Below are 25,823 nucleotides of genomic sequence, written 5' to 3'. Positions count from 1 at the left end.
CGCGGCGCGGGACCCGGCCCGCGCGACGCTACGGTAGAGCGATGACAGGCGACCAGCGGTGGGAGGACTACATTCCCGACCCGCGCCGCTGGCAGGTTCTGTGGGTGCTGGTCGTCGTGCTGTTCATGTCGCTGATGAGCGTGAGCAGCATCAACGTCGCACTGCCGACCATCGAACTCGGGCTGCACGCCACCCAGTCCGAACTGCAGTGGGTGCTCTCGGGCTATGCGCTCACCTTCGGCATCGGGCTCGTGGCGGCAGGACGCGCCGGTGACATCTACGGACGGGCGCCGCTGTTCATCGCCGGAGTCGCTGTGTTCACGCTGAGCTCGGTGTGGGCGGGCCTTGCGCCCGACCCGCTGCAGCTGAACCTCGCGCGCGCGGTCATGGGTGTGGGCTCGGGGCTTGCCGGCCCTCAGGCGGTCGGCATGATCCAGCAGTACTTCCGCGGGGCCGAGCGCGGACGCGCGTTCGGGATCTTCGGCAGCGTCGTGGGCGTCTCGGTCTCGATCGGGCCGCTCCTGGGTGGTGTCCTGATCGAGGCCGGGGGCACGCAGACCGGCTGGCGGTGGACGTTCTTCGTCAATCTGCCCATCGGCATCCTCGCGATCGTGCTGGCAGCGCTGTGGATTCCCCGGCCGCTGCTGAACAGCCACCGCGAACCCGAACCGGGCCAGATTCCGCCCAGCCGCGATCTCGACCCGATCGGCTCGGTGCTGCTGGGCCTGGCCGTGCTGGCGGTCATGGTTCCCTTCCTCGAGTCCGGGGCATCGCCGTTCGTGTGGTTCGCACTGCCGGCGGGCGTCGGCATCCTGCTGGTGTGGATCTGGTGGGAGAACCGCTACAAAGACAGCGGACGTGAGCCGATGGTCGACATGCAGATCTTTCGGGTCACGAGTTTCGCGAACGGCACACTGCTGGTGTCGCTGTACTTCCTCGGGGTCACGAGCGTGTGGATCCTCGTCGCGCTGTACATGCAGGACGGCCTGCACCACACCGCACTGGAGTCTGGGCTGGTCGGTCTGCCCAGTTCCATCCTCTCGGCCATCGCCGCACTGTGGGCTGGCCGCAGCGTGGCCAAGCTGGGGCGCAAGGTCGTCATCGGCGGGCTCTACTGCGCCCTGGTCGGTCTGGTGCTGAGCATCCTCGTGGTGTGGCTGCACTCGATCGGCGCGGCCAGCGAATGGTGGCTGCTGCTGAGCCTGTCGTTCGTCGGCATCGCGCAGGGCGCGGTGATCAGCCCCAACCAGGCTCTCACCCTCGCCGAAGTGCCGCTGCCGTATGCGGGCAGCTCGGGCGGCGTGATGCAGACCGGGCAGCGCATCGGCACGTCGGTGGGCATCGCGGTGATCACCGCACTGTCGTTCGGGGTGCTCGCCGTCTCGAACTGGTCGGTCGCCTTCAACGCCGGGTTCGCGGTGATCATCATCGTGGTGGCGATCGCGCTGGTGGTCGCCTACCGCGACCTGCGCCAGCGCCACGGCAACGCCTGGCTGTGAGGGCGGGATGCCTCTCAGCCGTCGATGGCCGGGTACGTGATCGTCAGGCCGTCGGCCTGTGCGAACGTCGTGAGGGTCTCTTCGCGCGGCGTGCCGCTGCCGATGATGTCGAGCACCCGGTCGCCGCGCACGATGAGCGCATCGCCGATCAAAGACCGGTGGCAGCGCCACGGCACCGCTTCGGCGCACATCACCGTCGTGGGCCGCTCACGTGCGATGGCTCGCAGCTCGTCGATGCCGGCGGCGAATTCCGGGGTCTGCATGTAGTCGGCGTAGCCGCGGAAGCTCGCGTTGCGCCAGCCCGTGTTGATCGACTGCTTCGTCGTGTGGCGCAATCCGCCCAGCGACGCCAGATGAACGTAGGCGAGGCCGTACTCGCTCAACGCGGCGCCGAACACGTTTTCGTTGAACTGCGGAGTGTGCCGTGAGCGGGGCACCGTGCGCACGTCGACGACGCCGCGCACGCCGTTCTCGACGAGCAGTTCGGCGAACTCCTCGACGGTGCGCGTGGAGTGGCCGATCGTCCAGATCGTGAGGCCTGCCATACGTCGAGCGTACGAGTGCCGAGCCCGGATCGGCCCGAGGGGACCCAGACTGAGTAAAATGGCACGCATGGCAGCGGGCATCCGAGCCAGCCGGCGCGAAGACGTGCTGCGTCTCGTCGAAGAATCAGAGGAACCGTTGACGATTGCGGCGCTCGCTGATCGTCTCGGTATGCATCCGAACACCGTGCGGTTCCACCTCGAACGACTCGTGGCCGCCGGCAAGATCGAGATGACGAAGGATGCGCGCGGTCAGCGTGGGCGCCCCGCACAGCTGTTCGGCTCGGCGGCGAGCCACGCCGACGGGCGTCGCTACCGCATGCTCGCCGAGATCCTCGTCGACGCACTGGGGGACCGCCCCGACCCGGTCGCCGCCGCCACCGAGGCGGGCCGCCGCTGGGGCCGGCGTGAGGCCGAGCAGGCCGAGATCGATGATCCCGTGACCGGACTCGTGGGCATCTTGGATCGCATCGGCTTCGGGCCGCGCAGAAGCGAACAAGAGCGCGTCGAGGTCTGCCACTGCCCGTTCCTCGAGCTGGCACAGCAGCGCCCCGACATCGTCTGCTCGGTGCACCTGGGCATCATGCAGGGAGCGCTGAAGGCCTGGGACACCGATGTCACGGTGAGCCGGCTGGTTCGCCATGAACGGCCCGAGACCTGTGTGGCGCACCTGGCCGCCGGCGCTGTGGGCGAGCACTCGCAGGGCAAGCACGCGCAGGGCCAGCTGACCGCTGCCGCACCGCCGGAAGATCAGGAGTCGTCGCCGACGCCATGACAGACGCCTCCGCGCCACAGTCCTCCCTTCTTCACCACACCGGCTTCTCGTATTTCGTCATCGCGTTCGTCGCGCGGCTGCCGTTCGCGATGATGGTCGTCGGTGTGCTGACCCTCGCCGTCTCGGCGCGCCAGTCGCTGTCGCTGGGCGGTCTGACCTCGGCTGCGGTCGGGCTGGGCACCGCGTGCTTCGGCCCGCTGCTGGGGGCGGCGTCCGACAGGTTCGGCCAGCGCGCAGTGCTGCTGATCGTGGGAGCTGCCAACGGCATCGCGCTGGCGCTGTTCGCGTGGATCGCCTACAGTCCGGCGCCGGATGCCGCGATGCTGGCGTGTGCGTTCCTCATCGGCGCGACGGCGCCTCAGGTCTCGCCGCTGTCGCGGTCGCGGCTGGTGACGATCATCGCCGAGAAGATGCGCGGTGTGCGCCGGGACCGCGTGTTCAACGCCACGATGGCCTACGAGTCCGCCGCCGATGAGACCGTGTTCGTGATCGGTCCGTTCGTGGTGGGCGTGCTGGCCTCGTTCCTGGCACCGTGGGCGCCGCTGGTGGCGGCGGCGGTGATCACGGTCGTGTTCGTCTCGGCGTTCGCGTTGCATCCGACTGCTCCACGCCGCCAGACCCGCTCGCACGATCGGCCGACCGGCCCGGTCTCGCAGCTGTTCAGACCGACTCTGCTGGTCGTCGTTGTGGGAATCCTCGGTGTCGGCCTGTTCTTCGGCTCGACCCTGACCGGCCTGACGGCGTTCATGGACGAGCGCGGCGTGCCCGAGCAGGCGGGTGTGCTCTACGGGGTGATGGGCATCGGCTCGGCGGCATTCGCCCTGGGCGTGGCGTTCTTCCCGGCGCGGTTCGCGCTGGCGTGGCGATGGGTCGCCTTCGGCGGGGTGATCCTGGCCGGCACGATCGCGCTTCCGTTCGTCTCGACGATCGGTCAGATGGCCTGGGCGCTGGCGCTGATCGGCATCGGCGTCGGTCCCACCCTGGTCACGCAGTACAGCTTCGGGGCCGAACGCAGCCCGGTCGGCCGCTCGGCGACGGTGATGACGATCCTGGGTTCGGCGGTGATCGTCGGGCAGTCGATCGGGGCCGCCGTGACCGGCGAGGTCGCCCAGCGCGCCGGCGCCCAGGCGTCGCTGATACTGCCGGCCGTGTCGGCGGGGATCGTGGTGCTGTGCGCCTTCGCGAACGTGGTGCTCTCACGACGCACCTCGCCGACACTGCTCTCGACGGTGCCGTCGGCCAGGCCGTGAGCGCACCGACGGCGGGCGCGCGCACGGCCTGGTGAGGGCGGCTCAGGCCTTCTCGCAGGTCCATCCCTCGGGGAACGTGCCGGCGTCGAGGAACTCGGCGAGCTGTGCGCGCGCCTCGTCCGACAGATCGGCATCCGCCCGCGGGTAGACCACGGGCTCCTCCTTCTGGTTGTGGCTGTCGAGCAGGGTCAGAAGTTCTTGACATGCGGTGCGCAGGGATGCCGCATCCGCCGCAGAATCCAGCGATGCTTCGATCGCATCCATCGAGCGCCACAGTTCGCCGTGTTCGCGCAGCATGACGAACAACGCCATCATCATGGTCGGCTTCAGCGGCGGGAACAGGAACGACTCTTCGAGATAGATGTGCCGGCGCAGCGCGTGCATCGACTCACGGAGCGGCGCGGGGTCGCCGCCGGCATCCAGGCCGGCGAGATAGGCCTCGATGCCGGCGTCGATCGCATGGTGTTCGCGGGTGAGCGCGTCAGCCAGCTCCGTCCCGGCCGGCTCCGTGCCGGCCATCAGTCCTCGAGCGCGGCGTCGATGGAGATCTTCGCGCCGGTGATCAGACGGGAGACGGGGCACAGCTTGGCGGCCTGGTCCACGATCGAGGCGAAGGTCGCGGCATCCACACCGGGCACCTTGGCGCGGATGGTGAGGTTGGATGTCGTGATGGTCGGCACGTCGTCGACCGCGTCGAGGTGCACCTCGGCGGTCACGGTCAGCTGCTGCGGGGGAGTCTTGTGCTCGCCGAGGGTCAGTGCCAGCGCCATCGAGAAGCACGAAGAATGTGCGGCGGCGACCAGCTCTTCGGGGCTGGTCTTGCCGCCGGGTGCCTCGGTGCGCGAGACCCAGGTGGCCTCGAGGTTGTCCAGCGAACCGCTCGAGCTGGACCCGATCGTGCCGGTGCCTGAGGCGAGGGGTCCGTCCCACGTGGTCGTGGCGTTGCGTACGGCGATGCTCATGTCGCTCCTGTCATCGATGCGATTTTCCACACGGTTGTGTGTGTAAAAACGACTCTACCCGTGGCAGAACCACCCGAGCTCGCGCGAGGAAACAGAGCGCGTAGGCTTCGGATCACACGCGACTCACACGCGACGCAAGGGAGCGCACATGCCCGCACAAGGACGCATCGCCACGGCTGCCACTCAGGCCGTCCGGGAGGCGAGGGACTATCTGTTCGACCATGCCACCGACTATGACGCAGCCGTGGACGGCTTCGCCTGGCCGCACGTGGACGCGTTCAATTTCGCACTCGAATGGTTCGACGTCGTGGCCGGTGAGAATCCCGACCGTGCGGCCGTCACGATCGTCGAGGCCGATCTGTCGTCGCGGTCGTGGTCGTACGGGCAGTTGTCGGCGCGCAGCGACCAGGTCGCCAACTGGCTCGCGTCGCTGGGCGTGCATCGAGGTTCGCATGTGATCGTCATGCTGGGCAACACGATCGAGCTGTGGGAGGTCATGCTCGGCATCGGCAAGCTGGGTGCGGTCTCGATCCCGACCTCGACGCTGCTGTCGGCGTCCGATCTCGCGTACCGGGTCGAGAAGGGCGAGGTCGACGCGGTCGTCACGCTCACGTCGCTGGCCGACCGGCTGTCGCAGGTGCCGGCATCCCTCATTCGGATCGGCATCGGCGGCGACGGTGACGCGCTGGCGCAGGGGTGGGTCGGGTGGGATGAATCGCACTCCGCCGCGGAGGACTTCGAGCCCGACGGTCCGACGCCCGCCGACGACATCGGGCTGCTCTACTTCACGTCGGGCACGACCAGCCGCCCCAAGCTGGTGGCGCACACACAGGTGTCGTATCCGGTCGGGCACCTCTCGACGATGTGGTGGCTGGGCGTGCGGCCGGGGGATGTGCACCTGAACATCTCGTCGCCGGGATGGGCGAAGCACGCATGGAGCAGTTTCTATTCGCCGTTCCTCGCGCAGGCGACGGTGTTCGTGTTCAACTACGACCGGTTCGATGCCGGGGTGCTCATGCAGGTGATGGACGCGCACCGCGTCTCGACCCTGTGCGCGCCGCCGACGGTGTGGCGCATGCTGATCCAGGCCGATCTCGGGCAGCTACGGCATCCGCCGCGGGAGCTCGTGGGCGCGGGCGAGCCGCTGAACCCCGAGGTCATCCACCGGGTGCGCACCGCGTGGGGTTCGACCATCCGTGACGGATACGGTCAGACCGAGATGACCTGCTGCGTCGGCAATTCGCCGGGGCAGGTCGTCAAGGACGGCTCGATGGGGCGGCCCACGCCCGGCTACCCGGTGGTGCTCGTGGACCCGGTGACGGGGGAGCGCACCGAAAGCGAAGGCGAGGTGTGCCTGGATCTGTCGCAGGATGTGCTGGGGCTCATGTCCGGGTACTACGAGGATGCCGCAGCCACGGCCGCGTCGCGCGAGGGCGGGTATCACCACACCGGCGACATCGCTTCGCGGGACGCCCAGGGCTACTTGACCTATGTGGGGCGTGCCGACGACGTGTTCAAGGCGTCGGACTACAAGGTGTCGCCGTTCGAACTCGAGTCGATCCTGCTCGAGCACGATCTGGTGATCGAGGCGGCGATCGTGCCGAGCCCCGACGAACTGCGGCTCGCGGTGCCGAAGGCCTACATCTGCCTGACGCCGGCGGCGGCCGCTGATCCGGATGCCGCAGCCCGAGCGATCTTCTCGCATGCGCGGGAGCGACTGTCGGCGCATCTGCGGATTCGCATCATCGAGTTCGTGGACGATCTGCCCAAGACCATCTCGGGCAAGATCCGCCGTGTCGACCTGCGTGCGCGCGAAGCGGACCGGGTCGCGTCGGGTGACGCGACAGGTCAGCATCTCGATCGCGACTATCGCTGAACGCCCGCACACGGCAGCCGGTGCACGGCAGCCGGTGCACGGCAGCGCGCCAGACATGCAAGGCTGGGCACATGCTTCAGCACTCTCTCGCCCGCACCGGGCGCTCGGTATCGGCCATCGGACTCGGCACATGGCAGCTCGGCGCTGATTGGGGCGCCGTCAGCGAGGATGACGCACTGGCCGTGCTCGCGGCATCCGCCGACCAGGGCGTGACGCTGTTCGACACCGCCGACGTCTACGGCGACGGCCGGTCGGAGTCACTGATCGGCCGGTTCTTGGCCGAGCGCGCAGGACACGACATCACCGTGGCGACCAAGATGGGGCGGCGCGTGGATCAGGTCGCCGAGAACTACACGGCGGACAACTTCCGCGCGTGGACCGATCGCAGCCGACGCAATCTGCAGGTCGACACTCTCGACCTGGTGCAGCTGCACTGCCCGCCGTCTGCGGTGATCGAGGACGATGCGACCTTCGACGCGCTCGACGCGCTGGTCGAGGACGGAGCCATCGCCGCCTACGGCGTCTCGGTGGAGACGTGCGCGCAGGCGCTCGAGGCGATCGCGCGCCCGAATGTGACGAACGTGCAGATCATCTTCAACCCGTTCCGGCTCAAGCCGCTGGACGAGGTGCTGCCGGCGGCATGGGCGGCCGGGGTCGCGGTCTTCGCACGCGTGCCGCTGGCGTCGGGGCTGCTCAGCGGCCGCTACACGGCGCAGACGACCTTCGCGCCGGATGATCATCGCACCTTCAACCGGCACGGCGAGGCGTTCGACCAGGGCGAGACGTTCTCGGGCGTGGACTTCGAGACCGGCATCGCTGCCGCGCGTGAGCTGGCGGCGGTGCTGCCCGAGGGTGTGTCGCTGCCGGCGGCGGCGCTGGCATGGGCCGCGTCGCGGGCAGGCGTCACGACGGTGATCCCCGGCGCTCGCAGCGTGGCGCAGGCGTCGGCGAATGCCGGCGCGGCAGCCCTGCTCGAGTCCGGATCGCCGCTGGATCTGGATGCGTTCGACACCGCCGTGCACGACGTGTACGACCGGATGCTGCGAGCCGAGATCCATCCGCGCTGGTGAGCGACAGCGCTCTGCCCAACGGCAAGGCTCGTCGTGGGGCCGGGCTGGTGCTGCTCGTCACGGCGATCGCGGCGGGCCTCGGCATCCACTACGGGACGCCCGGAGGCACGTTCTCTGACATCGCGGGCGACGTGCTGTACGCCGTCGCGGCGTATGCCGTGGTGACGGTGCTGGCGCCGCGCGGGAAGGTGCTGCTGGTCGCCGCCGGCGCCGGCGCGTGGTGCGTGGCGATCGAGCTGTTTCAGCTGACGGGGATTCCGCTGCGGCTGGGTGCGGCGTTCGCGCCGTTCATGCTCGTGCTGGGGACCGTGTTCGATCCGCGCGACATCGTCGTCTACGCGGTCACGGTGGCCGTGGTGGCGGTGCTGGATGCCGCGGCCCACGCGCTCGCTTCGCGTCGCCGCGTGCGGGATTGACCGCCGGGCCGTCGGCTCTCGCTCCACGCTCACGCGCACGCTCACGCTCACGCGGCGTACTCGAATCGTGCGCGTCCGCCGAGGCGGGGTGTGCGGGTGGGATCGACGGTGCCCGGTGGGATGAACCAGACTCTGGCCTTCGTGCCGTGGCCGTCGATGCGTATCTCCCAGCCGTTGTCGTGGATGCGGTGGTGGCAGGACTCGCACAGCAGCACGCCTTCGTCGACGTTCGTGTTGCCGTGGTCTCGCACCCACCAGTTCAGGTGGTGTGCCTTGGTCATGCCCGGTGGCAGGTTGCACATTGCGCACCCGCCGTCGCGTTCGACGAGGAACAGCTTCTGCGCGGGCGTGAACAGGCGCTTCATGCGCCCCCAGTCGAGGATTTCGCTGTCGCCGTTGAGGACGGCGGGGATGACGTTCGCCGACGCCGCGACGTGCCGGGCAGCGGCCGCCGATGCGGGGGTGTCGATTCCGTCGATCTGTGCGAGTCCGGTGCCGTCGCGCAGGGTGTCGAGGTCCATGCGCACCACGACGGTCGCGCCGTTCAGAGGCTGGTCGTCGTCGCAGCCCAGTGCGTGCTCGGCGAGGTGGATGAGCGCTTCGGCCTGCAGACGCTGCACGGTGCCGGCGCCTGCGGGCGGCTCGTCATCGCCCTCGGTGACATCGGTGCGCGAGTTGCGGAACAGAAACGACACGAACGCCTCGATCGCCGCCTTCAGCGGCGCGCCGTGGGCGACCTCGATCTTGCCGTCGAGCAGCAGGAACCCGTCGCGTTCGAACATGCGCAGGTATTCCTCGTTGCGGCGGTTGCGTTCGGCCGGCTCGACGCCGTCGGGGTCGAGATAGGCCTCGGCCTGTGAGACGAGTTTGCGCAGCTGGTCAAGAGACAGACCCGGGGCCGCGGTGGCCAGCAGCTGTTCGGCGGCGTCGCGGTCCTCGGCTGAGGAGCGCACGGCCACTCTTTCGAGCATCCCGACGATCAGGGCCGCCGCACCCTGGGCGAGTGTGCCCGCGTGCATGCCCGCCGCGACGTGTGGGTGCCGGGGCGGCAACGGCTCACCGGTGAGGCTGGTGCGGGTCTGGATGGCCTTGCCGACCGAGATCAGCCGGCGCGCGTCGCCGGCACTGACGCCGGTCGTGGCCCCGAGCAGGGCGGCAGCATTGCGGTACCCCTGCTGTTTCGCAAGCGAGTCGGCGCCCAGCTCAGGCCGAGACTCATGCGCGATTTCGGCGGCGACCTGGGCACGGACGGTATCGAGCCGTCGACCGAGCGCGCCCAACGCGTCGGTCACCTGGACCAGCTGCGCCCGGCTCAGAGCGGAAGGGTCTTCGGCCACCGCGGAGAGCGCACCGCCGGTCCACGCAGAGCGCAGCGCGGTGACCGCCTCGTCGAGTCCCCTCAGTACGTCTTCCATGCGTCAATAGTACAAAGCTACGAAAGATGAGGCAAGCAAATGTTCGAGACTGTCGAAATCTGTGGATGATGAGTTCCGCGTCACGGCTGGGGAGGAGGCGGTGTCGTTCGAACACCCCACTCTCAGGCGTACACGGCCCGCTCGAACGCCTGCACTCCCTGCTCGGCGACCGGATCGAAGAACGGCAGCAGCTGTGAGGCCCAGATCGCCGCGACGCCCGTGGTCCGATCGATCCAATAGAACACGTTCGCCAGGCCGGCCCACGTGAGCGAGCCCGCGCGGCGTCCGCCGGCGACGTCGTCCTCGTTGCGCAGGAACGAATAGGCCCACGACTTGCGCGCTCCCGGAAAGAAGTCCGCCTCGCGGGTCAGCGCGGGAATCGCCGACGGCAGCGGTGTGACCACCACGCCCGGCGCTGCCTGCACCGCCCACTCGACCGTCTCAGGCTGCAGCACGCGGCCGTGCGCGCCCATCCCGTCGCCCAGCCACACCCGCAGCAGGGCCAGCAGGTCGGGCACGGTCGAGAACAGACCCTGCCCGCCCATGTCGAGTTCGGGCACGTCCGGCGGCGTCACCTTCGTCGGCACGATCTCGCCGTCGCGCTGGCGCCGGTACACGGTCGCCAGCCGGGGGCGCATCGCGGCCGACACGTCGAACGACGTCGATGTCATGCCGCACGGGCCATAGATCCGCTCGGCGAAGACATCCTCGAGGCGCGTGCCGCGCACGGCGGCGATGATGAGCCCCATCCAGTCCATCGAGGTGCCGTAGGTCCACCGTTGACCGGGGTCGTGCAGCAGGGGAGTGTTGATCGAGTCCCACAGGGGCGTTGATGAGGGATGCCGCATCCGCTCGCGAGCCAGGATCGCATAGCGCTTGTCGAACATGTCGTACGCCAGACCCGAGGTGTGCAGCAGCAGCATGCGCGGCGTGATGTCGCGCTTCGGCGGCCGCGTGCGCACGCGACCCTCGTCGTCGAGCGTCTCGAGCACCTGCAGCGCCGCGATCTCAGGAACGTACTGCCGCGCCGGCGCGTCGAGATCGATGAGGCCCTCCTCGACGCACTGCAGGGCCGCCGTGGCGGTGAATGCCTTCGTCATCGAATAGATCGCCAGCACGGTGTCGGTGCCGGCCGGCGCTGCCCCGTCCGCGGTCTGCCAGGTCGTGGCATCCCGCCCCGTCACGCCGGCGACCACCAGCGGAGCTCCGGCCGAGACAGCGGTGTGGACGGCGTCGTCGAGGTGTTCTGCACGCATGCCTTCACCCTGCCACGCCGGTGTCGCGATCGGATGAATTGCATGCAGAGTGGGGTGGGATGACGCGCACCCGCGCCAGGCTGTGCCAGACTTCCGACCGATCGGATTCACGGGAGGCGTGCGCATGGCTCAGTTCGAGGATGCTGTCGACCGCCTGCGACGGGGGATCCTCGACGGTCGGTATCCACCGGGGGCCAAGCTGTCGGCGGCCAGCGTGGCCGAGGCACTCGGCATGTCGCGCACCCCGGTGCGCGAGGCGTTCCGCATCCTCTCGAAGGAGGGGCTGGTCGAGTTCTCGTCGAACCGTGGCGCGCGGGTGGCGATCCTCGACTCCAGCGAACTGGAGTCGATCTTCGAGACTCGCGTGGCGCTGGAGGGCACAGCGTGCCGGATCGCGGCCGACCACGTCACTCTGGCCGATCTGGCCGAACTGCAGGCGCTGGCCGAAGAGATCCTGCAGCTGACCACCGCCGACGGGGCGGGCAACATCGCGCTCATCGAGCAGGTCAACACCCGCTTCCATGCGCGCATCGCCGAGATCGCGGGCAGCGGCGCGCTGTCTGCGGCCATGTCGGGGACCGTGCACGCGGCGATCCTCACGCGCACGCGCCAGGCCTATGAGCCGGAGGCCCGACTGCGCAGCGCGCACCATCACATCGAGATCGTCGCCGCGCTGCGCGCCGGAGACGGCCAGTGGGCACAGGCCGTGATGACCAGTCACCTGCTGGCGGCGCGATTCGCGCTGCTGGGCGCCCGACGGGTGCCGACTGACAGCGCGGACTGACAGCGCCGACTGACAGCGCGGACACCGCGGACTGACAGCACGGGCTCAGGGGAATCCGCCGGCACGTCCCAGCAGCGCTTCGGGACGCACGCCGAGCTGCTGCGTGATGAACTGGGTCGCTTCGATCACGCGATCACGATCGACGGTGGGGTTCCAGCCGCTGCGCTCGGCGAGATAGAGCAGGTCTTCGGTGGCGATGTTGCCGGTCGCGGCGGGCGCGAACGGGCATCCGCCGATGCCGCCGGTCGAGGCATCCAGCGTCTGCACCCCGGCTTCGATGCCGGCGACGGCATTCGCGTAGCCGGTGTTGCGTGTGTTGTGCAGGTGCAGTCGCAGCGGCAGATCGGTCTCGCTCTGCACGCGCGCCACGCGGGCGCGCACGTCGCCGGGGACGCCCACGCCGATGGTGTCGGCCAGCGAGAGCTCGGCGATCGGCAGTGCGGCGATCTCGGCGGCGATCATGCCGATGCGGTCGACGGGCACTTCGCCCTCGAACGGACAGCCGAACGCCGCGCCGATGGTGACAGTGGTGGGGATGCCGGCGGCGCCCAGCGCATCGATCATGGCCGGCAACCGGTCGAGCGACTCGCGCACCGTGGTGCCCTGGTTGCGCCGTGAGAACTCGTCGGTGGCGACGATCACGATGTTGGCCTCGTCGATGCTGCTGGCGATCGCGCGCTCGATGCCCTTGGGATTCATGACGAGCCCGCTGTAGCGCACGCCGTCGGGGCGGGGAACGGCGGCCATGACCTCTTCGGCGTACGCCATCTGCGGCACCCGGTCGGGGCGGGCGAAGCTGACCGCCTCGACGCGGTCGATGCCCGAGGCGAGGATCAGCTCGATGTAGCGCACGCGGGTCGCGGCATCCAGTGCGCGGTCTTCGTTCTGCAGTCCGTCTCGGGGTCCCACCTCGACGATCTTCATGAGCCGTCCACCCTTCTCGTCGCCGCTTGCACTGCCATTCTCGCGCATCTGGATGCAGTTTGCCACTGAAAGCTCGACATTTGGCGTCTTACGGGCTAGAACTGTATGCAATCGGTTCGATGACGAACGGAAGTGTGAATTCATGGCGCAGGACCCCGACAACGCCCCAGCCGCACAGAACGACCCAGGTGCACAGAACGACCCACGTGCCGACATCGGCGACGAGCGTGCGGGCATGCCGCTGGCCGATGTGCGGGTGATCGAAATGGGTCAGTTGCTCGCCGGACCGTTCTGCGGCCAGCTTCTGGGCGATTTCGGCGCCGACGTCATCAAGATCGAGCAGCCCGATGTGGGCGATCCGTTGCGCGACTGGGGACAGGCCAAGGCAGCGGGCAACTCGCTGTGGTGGCCCGTGGTCGGCCGCAACAAGCGCACGATCACGCTGAACCTGCGCAGCCAAGACGGTCAGCGGCTCGTGCGAGAACTGGTGGCGCACGCCGATGTGCTGCTGGAGAACTTCCGCCCCGGAACGCTCGAGCGGTGGGGCCTCGGCCCCGAAGAGCTGTGGAAGATCAACCCGCGCCTGGTCGTCACGCGCGTCAGCGGGTACGGGCAGACCGGTCCGTATTCGTCGCGGGCGGGCTTCGGGTCGATCGGCGAGGCGATGGGCGGTCTGCGCTACGTGACCGGTGATCCCTCCACGCCCCCCTCTCGCGCGGGGATCTCGATCGGCGATGAGCTGGCGGCGGTGTTCGCCTGCATCGGCACCCTGGTCGCGCTGCACCATCGCGATCGCACCGGAGTCGGGCAGGTGGTGGACTCGGCCATCTACGAAGCGGTGCTGGGCATGATGGAGTCGCTGGTCACCGAATGGGATGTCGCGGGCTATGTGCGAGAGCGCACCGGGGCGACTCTGCCGGGCGTGGCCCCGAGCAACGTGTATCCGACGCGGTCGGGGGCGATGGTGCTGATCGCGGCGAACCAGGACTCGGTCTTCGGACGGCTGGCGCAGCTGATCGGCCAGCCCGAGCTCGCGGAGGATCCGCGGTTCTGCGATCACAACGCGCGGGGCGCACGCATGGAAGAGCTCGACGGCATCATCGCCACGTGGACCGCGCAGCACGAGACCGGTGAGCTGCTCGAATCGCTGCACGACGCCGGCATTCCCGCGGGGCTCATCTACACCGCCAAAGACATGCTGGCCGACCCGCATTTCGCCGCTCGTGAGGCGATCATCTCGATCGACTCGCCCACGCTCGGCCGCGACCTGTCGATGCAGAGCGTGTTTCCGCGCCTGTCGGCCACACCCGGGCGGGTGCGGCACGTGGGCCGGGAACGCGGCGAAGACAACGAGCACGTGTATGCCGGCCTGCTGAAGCTGACGGCGGCCGAGATCGCCCGACTGAAAGCCGAAGGAACGATATGAACGCCAGTGGATTGACCGAATGGAAGGAAGTCGCATGACCTATCAGGTCGGAGTGGACGTCGGCGGGACCTTCACCGACGTGCTGCTCATCAACGTCGAGACGGGCGCAACGTGGCGTTCGAAGGTCCCCTCCACGCCCGAGGACCAATCGATCGGGGTGCTGCGCGGCATCGAGAAGGCCTGCGCCGAGGCGGAGGTCGATCTGTCGGCGGTGTCGCACGTGCGGCACGGCACGACGGTGGCCACCAACGCCGTGCTCGAAGGCAAGGGCGCCAAAGTCGGGCTGATCACAACGCAGGGCTTTCGCCAGGTGCTGCAGATCGCCCGCTCGTTCGTGCCGGGCGGTCTTGCCGGCTGGATCATCTGGCCCAAGCCCGAGCCGCTGGCAGCTCTCGAGAACACGATCGAGGTGCGCGAGCGCGTCGACACCGACGGCGGCGTGGTCATCGAGCTCGACGAGGACGATGCGCGCGCCCAGATCGCGAAGCTGCGCGGGCGCGGCGTGCACACGGTGTGCGTGAGCCTCATCAACTCGTTCGCCAACGACGCGCACGAGCGCCGCCTCGCCGAGATTCTGCACGAAGAGCTGCCCGATGTGCCGGTGTCGATCTCGTCGCGCGTGCTGCCCGAGATGCGCGAATACGAGCGCACGCTGACGACCGTGGCCAACGGGTACGTGCGCGTGCAGGTGGGGGAGTACATCCGCAACCTCGAGGCGAAGATCGCCGCGGGCGGCGTGGATGCCGAACTCGCGCTGCTGCGCTCCGACGGGGGCCTCGCCGCCCCCGGTGCGGCAGGTGAACGCCCCGTCGCGCTGCTGATGTCGGGCCCGGCCGGCGGTGTGACCGGCGCGACCTGGGCCGCGCGGGCTGCGGGGGTGGGCGACTTCCTCACATTCGACATGGGGGGAACCTCGACCGACGTGGCACTCGTCCAGAACAGCAAGCCGCAGATCGCCAAAGACACCAAGGTGGGTGACCTCAGCATCCGGGTCAGCTCGATCGATGTGCGCACGGTCGGCGCCGGCGGCGGGTCGATCGCGCACGTGCCCGAACTGACCCGCGCGCTGCGCGTCGGACCCCAGTCGGCCGGTGCGGTCCCTGGACCGGCCGCCTATGCGATGGGCGGCACCGAGGCGACGGTGACCGACGCCAACGTCGTGCTCGGCTATCTGCCCGATGAGCTGGCCGGCGGCGAGATCCATATGGACGTGGATGCCGCGCGCACGGCTGTCGGCTCGCTGCAAGAGGCGACCGGCCTTCCCACCGTCGAGGCGGCCGCCTCAGGCATCATCGACATCGTCAACGAGAACATCCTCGGCGCGATCCGGCTCGTCTCGGTGCAGAAGGGCTACGACCCGCGCGACTTCGCCCTGGTCGCGTTCGGAGGCGCAGGTCCGCTGCACGGCAACGCGATCGGCCGGCTGCTCGGATCATGGCCGGTCATCATTCCGCCTTCGCCGGGCGTGCTCAACGCGTACGGCGACATCATGACCAGTCACCGCGAGGAGGCGGCGCGCACGATCCTGCGCGAAGTGACGGGAATGACCTCCGCAGAGCTGGCCGACGAACTCGACCAGCTCGCCGCGACCACCCGAGAGCGGCTCGGACGCGACGGGGTCGACACGTCCGACCTCACCTACACGTACCGCGCCGACGTGCGCTATCACGGCCAGGGTTTCGAGCTGACCGTCGACATCGATCGCGGTGCGCTGGACGGCGCCGACGGGCTGTCGGTGGTCGCCGACGCGTTCGACGCCGAGCACGAGCGGCTCTTCTCGTTCCTGCTCGACTCGGGCCACGAGATCGTCTCGCTCACGGTCGTGGCGGCCAGCCCTGTCTCCGAGGTGCCTCTGATCGAGCGTGAGCCGGGGACATCCGACCCGTCAAAGGCACGGATCCGCACCACGCGCATCTGGGTGGACGATGCCTACCACGACGCCGACCTGTACGACCGCGAGCTGCTGCGTGCGGGGGATGTGGTGACAGGGCCTGCGATCGTCGTCGAGATGGACTCGACCGCGCTCATCCTGCCCGGCCACGCCGCCACGGTGCACTCCAGCGGCGCCCTGCTCATCGAACCCGTCAAGGAGTAAGGATCATGGCAACAATCACCGAGACGAACACGGCGCCGCTGGAGAAGGTCGACGTCGACGTCGTCACGCTCGACCTCATCGAGAACGGCCTGCGCAACGCCCGGTACGAGATGGACGAAGTGCTCTTCCGCACGGCGCTGTCTCCCGGCATCCGAGAACAGCACGACGAGTTCCCGCTGATCGCCGACGCGCAAGGACGCATGGTCGTCGGCCAGTTCGGGCTGTCGGTGCCCGACTTCCTCGAGAACTTCTCGGGCGCCATCGAAGAAGGCGATGTGCTGCTGACCAGCGACCCGTACAGCTGCGGGGCCGCCATCAGCCATGCCAACGACTGGCTGGTGGTCACCCCGATCTTCTTCGAGGGACGCCTGGTGGGCTGGGCGGCGATGTTCGGCCACATGTCGGATGTCGGGGGCAAGTCGCCCTCGAGCATGCCCACCGATGCGCGCACGATCTATGAAGAGGGCATCGTCATCCCGCCGTTCAAGCTCTACAAGGCGGGCAGGATCGACACCGACGCGGTCAACATCATCATGAACCAGGTGCGCCAGCCGCAGTGGAACCGCGCTGACCTGAACGGCCTGGTCGCCGCGACCCGCATCGCCTCGCGCCGCGTGCAGGAGATGTGCCGGCGGTTCGGCACGGCGACCTATGCGGCCGGTCTCGACGCGCTGCTGGATCGCAACTACCGGGCCATGAAGACGCTGCTGTCGGTGCTGTTCGAAGACGGTGAGACGGTGTCGTTCACCGACTACATCGACGACGACGGCGTCGGCTACGGGCCGTTCAAGCTCACCGTCACGCTGACCCGCACGGGAGACAAAGTCCTGCTGGACTTCAGCGACTCGTCACCGCAGGCGCCCGGGCCGATCAACTACTACATCAACGAGAACCTCGCGCGGATGTTCTTCGGCATCTATGTGATCACGGTCGCCGATCCGCAGATCCTCTGGAACGACGGCTATTACCCGCTGATCGACGTGGTGATTCCCGACAAGTCGTTCTGGAAGCCGCAGTTCCCCGCGGCGCTGAACGCCCGCAACCACGGCATCGGCAGGCTGTTCGACCTGTTCGGGGGACTGCTGGGCCAGAAGACGCCCGATCTGCTGAACGCGGCCGGGTTCTCGTCATCGCCGCACTTCATGTACTCGGGCAAGTACCGCAGCGGTGAGAAGAAGGGGCAGTCGTTCCAGCTGTACTCGATCGGGTTCGGCGGCATTCCCGGCCGACCCATCGGCGACGGGCCCGACGGATACTCGCTGTGGCCGTCGTTCATGAACATTCCGTGCGAGTACCTCGAGAGCTACTACCCGATGCGCATCGTGAAGTGGGAGACGATCGCCGACACGGGCGGCGTCGGCCTGCACCGCGGCGGCAACGGCGTGGAGGTCGTCTACCACTTTCTCGAGGACGGCGTCATCACGATCCACGACGATCGCTGGCTCACCTACCCCTGGGGCGTGAACGGCGGCGCGCCGGGCGCTCGCGGGCGCAAGTGGATCGAGCGCATCGACGGCAGCCACGAGATCCTGCCCAGCAAGCTGCATGACCTGCCGGTGCAAGCCGGCGAGGCGCTGCACTTCATCACCTGGGGCGGCGGCGGGTGGGGCGATCCGCTCGAACGCGACCCGGCACTGGTGTCGCTCGAAGTGCAGCGTGGACTGGTCAGCCGGGAGGGTGCGGCGCTGTACGGCGTCGTGCTCACCGGCGACGACCTCGTCGACGTCGAGGCCACCGAGAGCCTGCGTGCCGAGATGCGTGCCACGCGCCCGCCGCTGCAGGTGTTCGACCGCGGGGGAGAGATCGACGACATCCTCGCCCGCGCGCTCGAAGAGACAGGACTGGAAGCGCCCACCCCGCCGCCGGTCGTATTGTGAGGTGCTGTGGCTGACGAGGTGAATGACCAGCACGCCGCCCGCGCGGGCGTGCTGACCGACGCGGACGCCGGGTTCGAGACCCGACTCGAACCCGGCTCCGCTCCGGCGCTGCTGGTCGTGGACATGATGCGCGCGTACTTCGAGCCGGGCGCTCAGCTGTACATGGGCGACGCGTCGAGCCTCGAGGCGGCAGCCGAGCTGTTGTCGGCGGCGCGGGGCGCCGGCATCCCGATCATCCACACGCGGGTCTCGTATGCGCCCGGCGGCGCCGACGGCGGCCGCTTCTTCGAGAAGGTGGGAGCGCTGCGTCACCTCGTCGGCGACACGCCGCTCGGGCAGATCATGCCGCAGGTCGCGCCGGCCGGCGACGAGCCGGTGCTGGTCAAGCAGTACGCCAGTGCGTTCTTCGGCACCGTGCTCGACACGATGCTGCGCACGCTGGGTGTCGACACGCTGCTGATCGCCGGGGTGTCCACCAGCGGCTGCATCCGTGCGACGGCGGTGGATGCGGTGCAGTACGGGTTCATCCCGATCGTCGTGCGGCAGGCGGTCGGCGACCGCGATCCGCGCACGCACGAACAGAACCTGTACGACATTCAGGCGAAGTACGGCGAGGTGTACGCACTGCAGGATGCCGTGGCCTACCTCGGTCGTCTGCGCTGATCGCTCACGCCGAGCCGGGTCGGAGGCCCCCCACGACGATGTCGAGCACGCGCTCGCGCTGGCGCGCGTCAGCCCCCGACGAGAGCGCGCCGAGCACCGCGCCCAGCAGCGCCGTGGTCGCGTCATCGGGGTCGATGTCGCCGCGCAGCGTGCCCGCGGCCGCGCCATGCGACAAGAAGTCGCCGACGACCGTGCGGATGCGCTCGCGGGTCTCGCCGGCACCGATCGATCCGGTGGCCACCGCCTGCTGGAACGCCTCGGCCATGCCGTGTTTGGTGGCCACGAAGACGGCGTAGTGGTCCATCCAGTGGCGCAGCGCGACGTCGGCGGGCTCTGCGGCCAGCAGCGTGTCGGCCAGAGTCACCAGGTCGTCGAGTTCGGAGTGGTAGATCGCCTCGACCAGCGCCTGCCGATTCGGAAAGTTGCGGTACAGCGTCGCCACGCCCACACCGGCTCTGCGCGCCAAGGCGTCGAACGAGACCGATCCGTCGCCGGAGGCGAAGGCGCCGCGGGCCGCCGTCAGGATCTTGTCGCGATTGCGCGCCGCATCGGCGCGAGGGCGAGATGACAAAGTGGAGGACACTCCGTTTCGTGGTAGTCTCCCTGTTGAAGCGGATGCCTCTCCGTTTCGCATCCAGTATCGCAGAGGAGGCCCCTCATGGCCAACGAATCCACATCCCTCGACCGGCTACCGATCACGACGGCGCCGCCATCGGGCACCGTGGCCCTCGTCACCGGTGCGAACAGCGGCATCGGGCTGGCCGTCGCCACCGGCCTGCACAGGCTCGGCGTCTCGGTCTGGGTCGCGGCGCGTTCTCGTGAGAAGGGTGCGGCGGCTGCGGCATCCATCGGCGAAGACGTCAGAGCTGTGCAGCTCGACGTGACCGATCCCGACTCGATCGATCGCGCAGTGCGCGAAGTCGGCGAGCTCGACATCCTGATCAACAACGCCGGCATCAATCCCGGGGGCGAAGACATCGCGCACACCGATGCTGCGCAGTTCCGCCGTGCGTACGAGACGAACGTGTTCGGCGTCGTGTCGGTCACCGAGGCGTTTCTGCCGACGCTGCAGCGGTCGGCGCGTCCGCGCATCGTGAACGTGTCGAGCGGCACCGGCTCGCTGGCCTGGAACAGCGGCCCGAACCCGCAATTCGACTGGCAGGCGGTGCGCGGCAGCGGCATCGCCTACCGCTCGTCGAAGGCCGCAGTCAACGCAGTGACCCTGCTGACCGCGCAGGCGCTCGGCGAGCGCTTCAAGGTCAATGCGCTGGCTCCCGGCCTGCGCGCGACGAACCTGCTGCCGAACATTCCCGCCTCGGCAGGGGACCCTGCCGAGGCCGCAGAGGGCGTCATCCGCCTGGCGCTGCTGCCCGACGACGGCCCGTCCGGCGCCCTGTGGTCGTGGGACGGCACGCGCGCGCCCTGGTGAAAGGGCTCGTTGGGTGCATGCTCCGCCCATCGCGTGCCCGGCGACCGTGTTCGCTGGCAGCGGCTGAGAGGGCTGGGGGCGTGGGATTCAGTCGGGCGGCTGCAGGCGGATGCGAGCACGGATCTCGGCTTGCACATGCGGGACGAGGAATGGCGTCGATTTCCCGCCATCGGGCTGGCCCCAGAGGACGGTGACGACGGCGCCGTCCTGTGCGGCGTCCTCGTCGACCATCGCCAGCGACTGGAACGCCCGCGCGTTCGCCGTGTAGCCGGCCCACGTGGACATCCCGACGAGGCGATCACCGGCGAGGACCTTGTCGAAGATGAGCGTGCCGTACTCGGAATTCGGCAGGTCCAGAATCCGCGGCCGCACGCCGTCGCCGAACAAGCTCCGCTCGAACACGTCCATCACATCGCTGCTGTCCCACACGAGCCACACCTTCCGTCGATGCGGCTGGTCCGCCAGGCGCTCCAGCGCGTCGCGACCGATGAAGTCGTGGTCGAACCGGATGATGTTCCCGTAGCCGAGGTCCCACGGCGTCGCGTAGTAGTCCTCGATGTCGTCCGAGTCGAAGCTGCCTTGAAGCGACGCGTGCCCCTCCAGCCCTCGCGGGTTCAGCCATTCGCGATATGGCTTCAGGTCCTCACCGGTATAGATCGCGGGGACGACGAGCGGGATCCAGCCGGATTCGCGGGCGGTCGTGAGATAGGCGCGCGAGCCGCCGCGGCGCATGCCGAACTCCTCACCTGCGGCGACGATCGCCTCAAGCACCGTCGGGCCGTCGTCGATCGGACCCATCAGCTCCAGACCGGTGTTCTCCAGGCCTGGCGCACCCGCCATCGTGTGGTTCAGAACGCGCACGTGCTTGCCCGCGATCGTGAGCTCTCCCATGTGGAAGAAGCCGATCTGCGGCATCGCCGCTCCCTGCGCCTTCGCCAGGATCTCGCCCGAACGCGGCCCGTTCAGCTCGTAGCGGTACATCTGCCGACGACCCGGATTGAACGCGGTCGGCGGATCCTTCACCACCTTCACGTCATAGTCGCCGGCCTCGGCCTGGTAGGCCACCCAGTTGAACGCGAGCGGGCCACCGACCAAGCTGTATCGGTCGTCGTCGAGTCCGAACAGGATTCCATCGCCGATGAACCGGCCGCCGGGGCTGCACGCGATGAACTGCTTGGCCCGGTCCTTGCCGAACGTGGCCATGCTGTTCACACCGAGGTCTGAGAACAGCTTCTTGGTGTCCGGGCCTTCGACCCGGAGGTCGGCCATGTGATGCGACTGGTCGAACAGGACGGATGTCGTCTTCCAGGCGCGCTGCTCGTCGTCCCAGGAAGAGTACTCCGGCGGGTACAGGAAAGGGAACTTCAGTGACGGCGCACTGCGAAGCATCCTGACAGGGCTGCCAAACCGCTGAATCCGGTCTTCGAGACTCTCATCGGGCACGAGAACACACCTCTTCCTTGAAGCTGCTGCCCCTGGGTCAGCCGTCGGGATGTGTTCGTGCGTGGCTCAGCGGCCGGTCTCAGGGTATACCCGCACGGAACCGCCGCCGGCGATCAGTCCTCTTGGATATACACGAGCCCGTTTCCGAACGGGTCGTCGAAGAAGAACATCGGGGAGCCGCCACCAATCGAGATCGGCTCCTCGTTGTGGAGGGTGCTGCCCGCCTCTTTGACCCTGCGGAACGCATCCGCTGCGTCAGGAGTGCCCAATCGCAGCGCGACCGGGAGCTGCACGCGCGTCGTCGTCACTCTCCACAGCATGCCACGGGTCTGTGGGCTTGAACAGGCGCCGTCTAACGTGGTGGGCAGGGGTCTCGACGAGGGGTCCAGCCGACGAAGGGATGGCACATGGGCATCCGCACCGCATTCCTGACTGTGCTCAAGCACACGCTCAATCCGCTGACGCTGCGTGCCGCGCGCGCCGGCCGTGGTCCGTTCTCGCTGGTGCGTCACGTCGGACGCACGTCGGGGAAGACCTTCGAAACCCCCGTCATTCTGGCCCGGCGCCCCGACGGCTTCGTCGCCGAGCTCACCTATGGGCCGCAGGTCAACTGGTATCGCAACATCGTCGCGGCCGGGCATTGCGACGTCGTGTACAAGGGCGTCGAGAATCACATCGACCGCATCGAGCCGTGCAGCACCGAAGAGGGGCTGAAGGCGTTCGGCAACGCCCGCGCGGTCGTGCTCAGGATCTTGCGCCGCCACGACTTCCGATTCCTGCACGAGGCGTCGGGGGCCCAGTCATGAAGGCCATGATCGCCCGCCTCACGGCGTGGGCGCTGAGCAAGAAGCCCGTGCGCGCGTTCTTGCACTACAGCGAGCACCGCGGGCCGCAGCTGGCCGACAGCATCACGTACCGTGCGCTGTTCAGCGTGTTCGCCGCGGTGCTGCTGGGGTTCACCGTGGCAGCTGCCTGGCTGGCCGGCAACGACGAGGCGCGAGCCGCCCTGATCCAGGGGGTGGATGCCGCGATCCCGGGCCTCATCGGTGACGGCGGAGTCATCGACCCGGCCCAGCTGCAGGCGCCGGCCGCCCTGACGCTGGCGGGCGTCATCTCGCTCGTGGGCCTGGTGGGTGCGGCGATCGGCGCGATCTCATCGACGCGTTCCGCGCTGCGCGTGCTCGCCGACCGCGGAGCAGACGACGTGTTCTGGCTGTGGGTGCTGCTGCGCAACCTGGGCCTTGCCGTCGCGATCGCCGTCGGCCTCGCGATCTCCTCGGCCGCGACGTTCTTCGGCACCGAGCTGATCGGCCTGGTCAGCGGATGGGCGGGCAGCGCGCTCGCCGGCGTCGCGGTGACCGTGCTGTCGATCGTGGTGGTCTTCGCGCTGGATGCCGCCCTCATCGCGCTGCTGTTCGTCGCCCTGTCGGGGATGAAAGCGCCCGCCCGCACGATCATCCCTGGCGCGCTCATCGGAGCCGTCGGCCTGATCGTGCTGCAAGAGCTGTCGACCCTGTTCGTGCGAGGAGCGGGCAGCAACCCGCTGCTGGCGTCGTTCGCGTCGCTGATCGCCCTGCTGCTGTGGTTCAACCTGTCGGCTCAGGTCATGCTCATCGCCTGTTCGTACATCGTGGTCGGGGTGCAGGAGATCGACGACCGAGTCCGCGCCAAATACGGCGCATCGACGTTCGCTCAGCGGCGGGTGCAGAACGCAGAGGATGCCGTGGCCCTCGCAACCGCGGAACTCGAGCGCGCCCGCTCCGCGCTCACCGATCGTTGAGCGAGCGCGGCCAGTCGAAACGCGCTCGAGTCGATCGGGAAGCACGTAGCTCCGCTCGGTACGATCCCTGAGTGCAGATGCAGCTGAAAGCCGACGCCGCCCGAGGCGATGCGCCGACATGGCGCACGCTGCCGACGCTCGCAAAAGTTGGCACGGTGGTCATCTGGGCCGTGTTCGTCGTGTACGCCATCGTCCTGCTCAAGCTGCTGCTGTTCTCGCGGCCGGCCGGCGTCGAGCAGCGAATGAACCTGATTCCGTTCGCGACCATCTCGCATTACCTGTTCAACGATGCGGCGACGGTGCAGAGGTTCGCGCTCGGCAACGTCGTGGGCAACATCGTCGCCTTTGCTCCGCTCGGCGTCTTCTTGCCTCTGCTGCGCCGCCGCACCGGCATCTGGACGAATCTGCTCATCGTCGTCTGTGCGAGCGTCGCGGTAGAGGTCGTTCAGGGCGTCTTCGGACTCGGCTCCTCAGACATCGATGACGTCATCTTGAACACGCTCGGCGGGCTCGTCGGCATCCTGTTCTTCACTGCCCTGCGCCTGATCTTGCGCCGCTGGAGTCGCGTGATCGCGGTGGTGGCGGCACTGTCGCTGCTGGTCGTGCCGGTGTTCTTCTATCTGCTGTTCGTCATCAGATTGCAGCTGTGATCCGGTCCTCGAGGCGACTTACGCCGCTAGGACTCAGGGCTTCTCGAGGTTCCGCATAACGATTTTCAAACCAGGACTTGCAAAATCGTGAGATATCTCTCATGATACTTGCAGGGACGGAGCACGACGGCGTCTGGGGATGCCGCTCCGCCCCTCACTGGGGAGTCGACTCGCACGTCTGGGGATTTGCGGCTCGATGTTGTGCCGCGTGCGATTCGCCCGTCGGAGTTGGACTGACCTGGTGTCTTTGTCCATATCTGACAGGAGACGCAGATGCGTAACACCATCCATAACCTCATCGAGGCCAAGAAGGCCGAACGTGAGGAAAGCGGCGAGGCCGGCTTCTCGCTCATCGAGCTGATCATCGTCGTGGTGATCATCGGCATCCTGGCCGCCATCGCGATCCCGATCTTCGCGAACATCCAGAAGAATGCCAACGACGCCGCAGCGCAGTCTGCGGCTGCCAACGGTGCGACAGCTGCAGCAATCATCGCGTCGAAGAGCGGCGCAGTTACGGCTGACGTTACGGGCGCGACTTTCGCCGATCTCACGAAGGCTCCCGTCTCGGCAGTGGCGGCGACCATCACCGGCGTGGACATTTCGACGATCTGCGTTGTGGCAACGTATACCGGCGGAAACTACACCGCGTGGGGTGTCGGCCCCGGATGTACTGCGGCCCAAGCCGGCGGTCACTGATCCAACCACGCGCACCGGGGCCGGCACCATGTGTGACGGTCCCGGTGCTACTCAGAGTCGACCGGAGGGCCACAGGTGCATCGGAGATCTGATGATTCAGGCTTTGGCCTCGTCGAGATCGTCATCGCACTGTTCCTACTAGGGATCATCGCGGTGGCGATCCTGCCGGTGATGATCAACGGCATTCGGTATTCGTCCGAGCAGTCGACGGTCGCAACGGCGACGCGGCAATTGAGCGCGCTTGTTGATCAGGCCCGTGAGAACGCCACTAGCTGCGCCGGGCTTGCCGCCCTCGCCGGCGGTCGCATCTTCCCAGACGGTGCCGGCCACAATTTCACCACGACGACGGTCGCGGGCGCCTGTACTCCCGGCGACACCAGCCGCCTCACCATCACGGCGAAGCAGGGTATGACAACACTTGCTTCTGTCGACGCATTGATCTTCATTCCTGCGCCATGACTTCTTCGACCTCAGCGCACGACGACGACGGCATCACCCTCGTGGAGCTGATCGTCTACATCGTGGTGCTCGGCATCGTGATGAGCGTGATCACGATGCTCTTCATCAACACGTGGAAAGCGCAGGCGAGTGTGACGTCGCAGACGCAGGCAACCACACGCGGCCAGCTCGTGTCTTCGGAGATCGAGAGAGCCATGCGCAACGCAGTGGACTTCAAGGTGCTGGACTCCGGTGCCACGCTCGAAGTGAACACGTCGTTCACCGGTGACCGTCAGTGTCAAGGCTTTGCACTCACGGGAGCGGGCCTGAGCATGACTATCAGCTCGAACACTACCGAGCCGGCCATCGGGACGTGGCCAGTGTGGCAAGAACGGGTGGAATCGGTCAGTGGTGTTCCCCTGTTCACCGAGCTTGACACGACGGGTGTCGCGTACGCGTTCGATGCGACGAGCGACTCCGCACCGGTGCGGTTCACCGGTGACACGTATACACGCAACCAGACATTGGGAACGATGGGCGGGTGCTGGGAATGAGTC

27 protein-coding genes are annotated in these 25,823 nt (G+C 68.0%); 18 read left to right on the top strand and 9 right to left on the bottom strand.

From position 1 onward, the window contains the following. The first annotated feature begins 41 nt into the window (after positions 1 to 41). A complete protein-coding gene (locus QU603_RS10075; RefSeq protein ID WP_308491260.1) occupies positions 42 to 1,499 on the top strand; it encodes an MFS transporter in 1,458 nt (485 codons plus the stop codon). Between the two features lie 14 nt (positions 1,500 to 1,513). Here QU603_RS10075 and QU603_RS10070 read toward each other — a convergent pair whose 3' ends face one another. Next, positions 1,514 to 2,044: a DUF488 domain-containing protein gene (locus QU603_RS10070; RefSeq protein WP_308491259.1), complete on the bottom strand. Its 531-nt coding sequence runs from the start codon at positions 2,042 to 2,044 to the stop codon at positions 1,514 to 1,516. A gap of 67 nt (positions 2,045 to 2,111) precedes the next feature. On the opposite strand from QU603_RS10070, the gene QU603_RS10065 reads away from it, so the two are divergent. Both QU603_RS10065 and QU603_RS10060 read left to right on the top strand, forming a co-directional pair. Further along, positions 2,112 to 2,816, top strand: coding sequence for a helix-turn-helix transcriptional regulator (locus QU603_RS10065; RefSeq protein ID WP_308491258.1), 705 nt, complete (start codon positions 2,112 to 2,114; stop codon positions 2,814 to 2,816). Next, on the top strand, positions 2,813 to 4,066 hold the full coding sequence (locus tag QU603_RS10060; RefSeq protein WP_308491257.1) for an MFS transporter: 1,254 nt from the start codon (positions 2,813 to 2,815) through the stop codon (positions 4,064 to 4,066). The genes QU603_RS10065 and QU603_RS10060 overlap by 4 nt, the downstream gene beginning before the upstream one ends. Positions 4,067 to 4,108: 42 nt before the next feature. Here QU603_RS10060 and QU603_RS10055 read toward each other — a convergent pair whose 3' ends face one another. Both QU603_RS10055 and QU603_RS10050 read right to left on the bottom strand, forming a co-directional pair. Continuing rightward, positions 4,109 to 4,585, bottom strand: a complete 477-nt coding sequence (locus tag QU603_RS10055) for a hemerythrin domain-containing protein (protein ID WP_308491256.1) — start codon at positions 4,583 to 4,585, stop codon at positions 4,109 to 4,111. Next, positions 4,585 to 5,028 (bottom strand): OsmC family peroxiredoxin, encoded by a 444-nt coding sequence (locus QU603_RS10050; protein WP_308491255.1) that lies wholly within the window; start codon positions 5,026 to 5,028, stop codon positions 4,585 to 4,587. The genes QU603_RS10055 and QU603_RS10050 overlap by 1 nt, the downstream gene beginning before the upstream one ends. Positions 5,029 to 5,176: 148 nt before the next feature. Between QU603_RS10050 and QU603_RS10045 the strand changes: the two genes are divergently transcribed. The 3 genes from QU603_RS10045 (at position 5,177) to QU603_RS10035 (ending at position 8,390) form a co-directional block, all read left to right on the top strand. Further along, positions 5,177 to 6,904, top strand: a complete 1,728-nt coding sequence (locus tag QU603_RS10045) for an AMP-binding protein (protein ID WP_308491254.1) — start codon at positions 5,177 to 5,179, stop codon at positions 6,902 to 6,904. Between the two features lie 71 nt (positions 6,905 to 6,975). Then, complete coding sequence (locus QU603_RS10040; protein ID WP_308491253.1) at positions 6,976 to 7,974, top strand: aldo/keto reductase; 999 nt, start codon at positions 6,976 to 6,978, stop codon at positions 7,972 to 7,974. Beyond that, positions 7,971 to 8,390 (top strand): DUF2809 domain-containing protein, encoded by a 420-nt coding sequence (locus QU603_RS10035; RefSeq protein WP_308491252.1) that lies wholly within the window; start codon positions 7,971 to 7,973, stop codon positions 8,388 to 8,390. The genes QU603_RS10040 and QU603_RS10035 overlap by 4 nt, the downstream gene beginning before the upstream one ends. Positions 8,391 to 8,437: 47 nt before the next feature. Here QU603_RS10035 and QU603_RS10030 read toward each other — a convergent pair whose 3' ends face one another. Further along, positions 8,438 to 9,805 (bottom strand): HNH endonuclease signature motif containing protein, encoded by a 1,368-nt coding sequence (locus tag QU603_RS10030; RefSeq protein ID WP_308491251.1) that lies wholly within the window; start codon positions 9,803 to 9,805, stop codon positions 8,438 to 8,440. Positions 9,806 to 9,927: 122 nt separating this feature from the next. Further along, the gene (locus QU603_RS10025; protein WP_308491250.1) at positions 9,928 to 11,061 is read right to left on the bottom strand and encodes a serine hydrolase domain-containing protein; all 1,134 of its coding nucleotides are present in this window, start codon (positions 11,059 to 11,061) and stop codon (positions 9,928 to 9,930) included. Positions 11,062 to 11,185: 124 nt separating this feature from the next. Between QU603_RS10025 and QU603_RS10020 the strand changes: the two genes are divergently transcribed. Next, positions 11,186 to 11,845, top strand: a complete 660-nt coding sequence (locus tag QU603_RS10020) for a GntR family transcriptional regulator (RefSeq protein WP_308491249.1) — start codon at positions 11,186 to 11,188, stop codon at positions 11,843 to 11,845. 45 nt (positions 11,846 to 11,890) lie between these two features. Here the strand turns inward: QU603_RS10020 and QU603_RS10015 are convergent, their stop codons facing one another. Continuing rightward, entirely contained in the window at positions 11,891 to 12,769 is an 879-nt protein-coding gene (locus QU603_RS10015) for a hydroxymethylglutaryl-CoA lyase (protein ID WP_308491248.1), read from the bottom strand. Between the two features lie 142 nt (positions 12,770 to 12,911). Between QU603_RS10015 and QU603_RS10010 the strand changes: the two genes are divergently transcribed. Genes QU603_RS10010 through QU603_RS09995 form a run of 4 tightly spaced genes read left to right on the top strand, consistent with a single transcriptional unit; the run spans position 12,912 to position 18,830 of the window. Then, entirely contained in the window at positions 12,912 to 14,195 is a 1,284-nt protein-coding gene (locus tag QU603_RS10010; RefSeq protein ID WP_308491247.1) for a CaiB/BaiF CoA transferase family protein, read from the top strand. Positions 14,196 to 14,229: 34 nt separating this feature from the next. Further along, positions 14,230 to 16,290 carry a hydantoinase/oxoprolinase family protein gene (locus tag QU603_RS10005; protein WP_308491246.1) on the top strand — a complete coding sequence of 687 codons (2,061 nt, stop codon included), beginning with the start codon at positions 14,230 to 14,232 and terminating at the stop codon, positions 16,288 to 16,290. A gap of 5 nt (positions 16,291 to 16,295) precedes the next feature. Next, positions 16,296 to 18,167: a hydantoinase B/oxoprolinase family protein gene (locus tag QU603_RS10000; RefSeq protein WP_308491245.1), complete on the top strand. Its 1,872-nt coding sequence runs from the start codon at positions 16,296 to 16,298 to the stop codon at positions 18,165 to 18,167. A gap of 6 nt (positions 18,168 to 18,173) precedes the next feature. After that, the gene (locus QU603_RS09995) at positions 18,174 to 18,830 is read left to right on the top strand and encodes an isochorismatase family protein (protein ID WP_308491244.1); all 657 of its coding nucleotides are present in this window, start codon (positions 18,174 to 18,176) and stop codon (positions 18,828 to 18,830) included. A 4-nt stretch (positions 18,831 to 18,834) separates the two neighbouring features. Here QU603_RS09995 and QU603_RS09990 read toward each other — a convergent pair whose 3' ends face one another. Further along, positions 18,835 to 19,401: a TetR/AcrR family transcriptional regulator gene (locus QU603_RS09990; protein WP_308491243.1), complete on the bottom strand. Its 567-nt coding sequence runs from the start codon at positions 19,399 to 19,401 to the stop codon at positions 18,835 to 18,837. Positions 19,402 to 19,488: 87 nt separating this feature from the next. On the opposite strand from QU603_RS09990, the gene QU603_RS09985 reads away from it, so the two are divergent. After that, the gene (locus QU603_RS09985) at positions 19,489 to 20,259 is read left to right on the top strand and encodes an SDR family NAD(P)-dependent oxidoreductase (protein ID WP_308491242.1); all 771 of its coding nucleotides are present in this window, start codon (positions 19,489 to 19,491) and stop codon (positions 20,257 to 20,259) included. A gap of 87 nt (positions 20,260 to 20,346) precedes the next feature. Here QU603_RS09985 and QU603_RS09980 read toward each other — a convergent pair whose 3' ends face one another. Beyond that, positions 20,347 to 21,648 (bottom strand): aminomethyl transferase family protein, encoded by a 1,302-nt coding sequence (locus QU603_RS09980; RefSeq protein ID WP_308491241.1) that lies wholly within the window; start codon positions 21,646 to 21,648, stop codon positions 20,347 to 20,349. Between the two features lie 167 nt (positions 21,649 to 21,815). Continuing rightward, positions 21,816 to 22,010, bottom strand: coding sequence for a VOC family protein (locus QU603_RS09975; RefSeq protein WP_308491240.1), 195 nt, complete (start codon positions 22,008 to 22,010; stop codon positions 21,816 to 21,818). Between the two features lie 99 nt (positions 22,011 to 22,109). Between QU603_RS09975 and QU603_RS09970 the strand changes: the two genes are divergently transcribed. From QU603_RS09970 to QU603_RS09945, 6 genes are all read left to right on the top strand, one after another. Continuing rightward, entirely contained in the window at positions 22,110 to 22,508 is a 399-nt protein-coding gene (locus tag QU603_RS09970) for a PNPOx family protein (RefSeq protein ID WP_308491239.1), read from the top strand. Positions 22,509 to 22,513: 5 nt separating this feature from the next. Next, on the top strand, positions 22,514 to 23,482 hold the full coding sequence (locus QU603_RS09965; protein WP_308491238.1) for a YihY/virulence factor BrkB family protein: 969 nt from the start codon (positions 22,514 to 22,516) through the stop codon (positions 23,480 to 23,482). 77 nt (positions 23,483 to 23,559) lie between these two features. Continuing rightward, the gene (locus QU603_RS09960; RefSeq protein WP_308493994.1) at positions 23,560 to 24,132 is read left to right on the top strand and encodes a VanZ family protein; all 573 of its coding nucleotides are present in this window, start codon (positions 23,560 to 23,562) and stop codon (positions 24,130 to 24,132) included. A gap of 273 nt (positions 24,133 to 24,405) precedes the next feature. Next, complete coding sequence (locus QU603_RS09955) at positions 24,406 to 24,828, top strand: prepilin-type N-terminal cleavage/methylation domain-containing protein (protein ID WP_308491237.1); 423 nt, start codon at positions 24,406 to 24,408, stop codon at positions 24,826 to 24,828. A 75-nt stretch (positions 24,829 to 24,903) separates the two neighbouring features. Then, positions 24,904 to 25,287 carry a prepilin-type N-terminal cleavage/methylation domain-containing protein gene (locus tag QU603_RS09950; protein WP_308491236.1) on the top strand — a complete coding sequence of 128 codons (384 nt, stop codon included), beginning with the start codon at positions 24,904 to 24,906 and terminating at the stop codon, positions 25,285 to 25,287. Beyond that, entirely contained in the window at positions 25,284 to 25,820 is a 537-nt protein-coding gene (locus tag QU603_RS09945; RefSeq protein WP_369698779.1) for a PilW family protein, read from the top strand. The genes QU603_RS09950 and QU603_RS09945 overlap by 4 nt, the downstream gene beginning before the upstream one ends. The last annotated feature ends 3 nt before the right edge of the window (positions 25,821 to 25,823 follow it).

This window comes from Microbacterium terrisoli (assembly GCF_030866805.1).
GTDB classification, from domain to species: domain Bacteria; phylum Actinomycetota; class Actinomycetes; order Actinomycetales; family Microbacteriaceae; genus Microbacterium; species Microbacterium terrisoli.
The sequence above is the reverse complement of the archived record's forward strand: the minus strand, read 5'-3'. Positions and strand labels throughout refer to the sequence as shown.

Coding starts and splice junctions, on each gene's coding strand:
- QU603_RS10075 (WP_308491260.1), top strand. CDS start 42: ATGACAGGCGACCAGCGGTGGGAGGACTACATTCCCGACCCGCGCCGC.
- QU603_RS10070 (WP_308491259.1), bottom strand. CDS start 2,044: ATGGCAGGCCTCACGATCTGGACGATCGGCCACTCCACGCGCACCGTC.
- QU603_RS10065 (WP_308491258.1), top strand. CDS start 2,112: ATGGCAGCGGGCATCCGAGCCAGCCGGCGCGAAGACGTGCTGCGTCTC.
- QU603_RS10060 (WP_308491257.1), top strand. CDS start 2,813: ATGACAGACGCCTCCGCGCCACAGTCCTCCCTTCTTCACCACACCGGC.
- QU603_RS10055 (WP_308491256.1), bottom strand. CDS start 4,585: ATGGCCGGCACGGAGCCGGCCGGGACGGAGCTGGCTGACGCGCTCACC.
- QU603_RS10050 (WP_308491255.1), bottom strand. CDS start 5,028: ATGAGCATCGCCGTACGCAACGCCACGACCACGTGGGACGGACCCCTC.
- QU603_RS10045 (WP_308491254.1), top strand. CDS start 5,177: ATGCCCGCACAAGGACGCATCGCCACGGCTGCCACTCAGGCCGTCCGG.
- QU603_RS10040 (WP_308491253.1), top strand. CDS start 6,976: ATGCTTCAGCACTCTCTCGCCCGCACCGGGCGCTCGGTATCGGCCATC.
- QU603_RS10030 (WP_308491251.1), bottom strand. CDS start 9,805: ATGGAAGACGTACTGAGGGGACTCGACGAGGCGGTCACCGCGCTGCGC.
- QU603_RS10025 (WP_308491250.1), bottom strand. CDS start 11,061: ATGCGTGCAGAACACCTCGACGACGCCGTCCACACCGCTGTCTCGGCC.
- QU603_RS10020 (WP_308491249.1), top strand. CDS start 11,186: ATGGCTCAGTTCGAGGATGCTGTCGACCGCCTGCGACGGGGGATCCTC.
- QU603_RS10015 (WP_308491248.1), bottom strand. CDS start 12,769: ATGAAGATCGTCGAGGTGGGACCCCGAGACGGACTGCAGAACGAAGAC.
- QU603_RS10010 (WP_308491247.1), top strand. CDS start 12,912: ATGGCGCAGGACCCCGACAACGCCCCAGCCGCACAGAACGACCCAGGT.
- QU603_RS10005 (WP_308491246.1), top strand. CDS start 14,230: ATGACCTATCAGGTCGGAGTGGACGTCGGCGGGACCTTCACCGACGTG.
- QU603_RS10000 (WP_308491245.1), top strand. CDS start 16,296: ATGGCAACAATCACCGAGACGAACACGGCGCCGCTGGAGAAGGTCGAC.
- QU603_RS09985 (WP_308491242.1), top strand. CDS start 19,489: ATGGCCAACGAATCCACATCCCTCGACCGGCTACCGATCACGACGGCG.
- QU603_RS09980 (WP_308491241.1), bottom strand. CDS start 21,648: ATGCTTCGCAGTGCGCCGTCACTGAAGTTCCCTTTCCTGTACCCGCCG.
- QU603_RS09970 (WP_308491239.1), top strand. CDS start 22,110: ATGGGCATCCGCACCGCATTCCTGACTGTGCTCAAGCACACGCTCAAT.
- QU603_RS09965 (WP_308491238.1), top strand. CDS start 22,514: ATGATCGCCCGCCTCACGGCGTGGGCGCTGAGCAAGAAGCCCGTGCGC.
- QU603_RS09960 (WP_308493994.1), top strand. CDS start 23,560: ATGCAGCTGAAAGCCGACGCCGCCCGAGGCGATGCGCCGACATGGCGC.
- QU603_RS09955 (WP_308491237.1), top strand. CDS start 24,406: ATGCGTAACACCATCCATAACCTCATCGAGGCCAAGAAGGCCGAACGT.
- QU603_RS09945 (WP_369698779.1), top strand. CDS start 25,284: ATGACTTCTTCGACCTCAGCGCACGACGACGACGGCATCACCCTCGTG.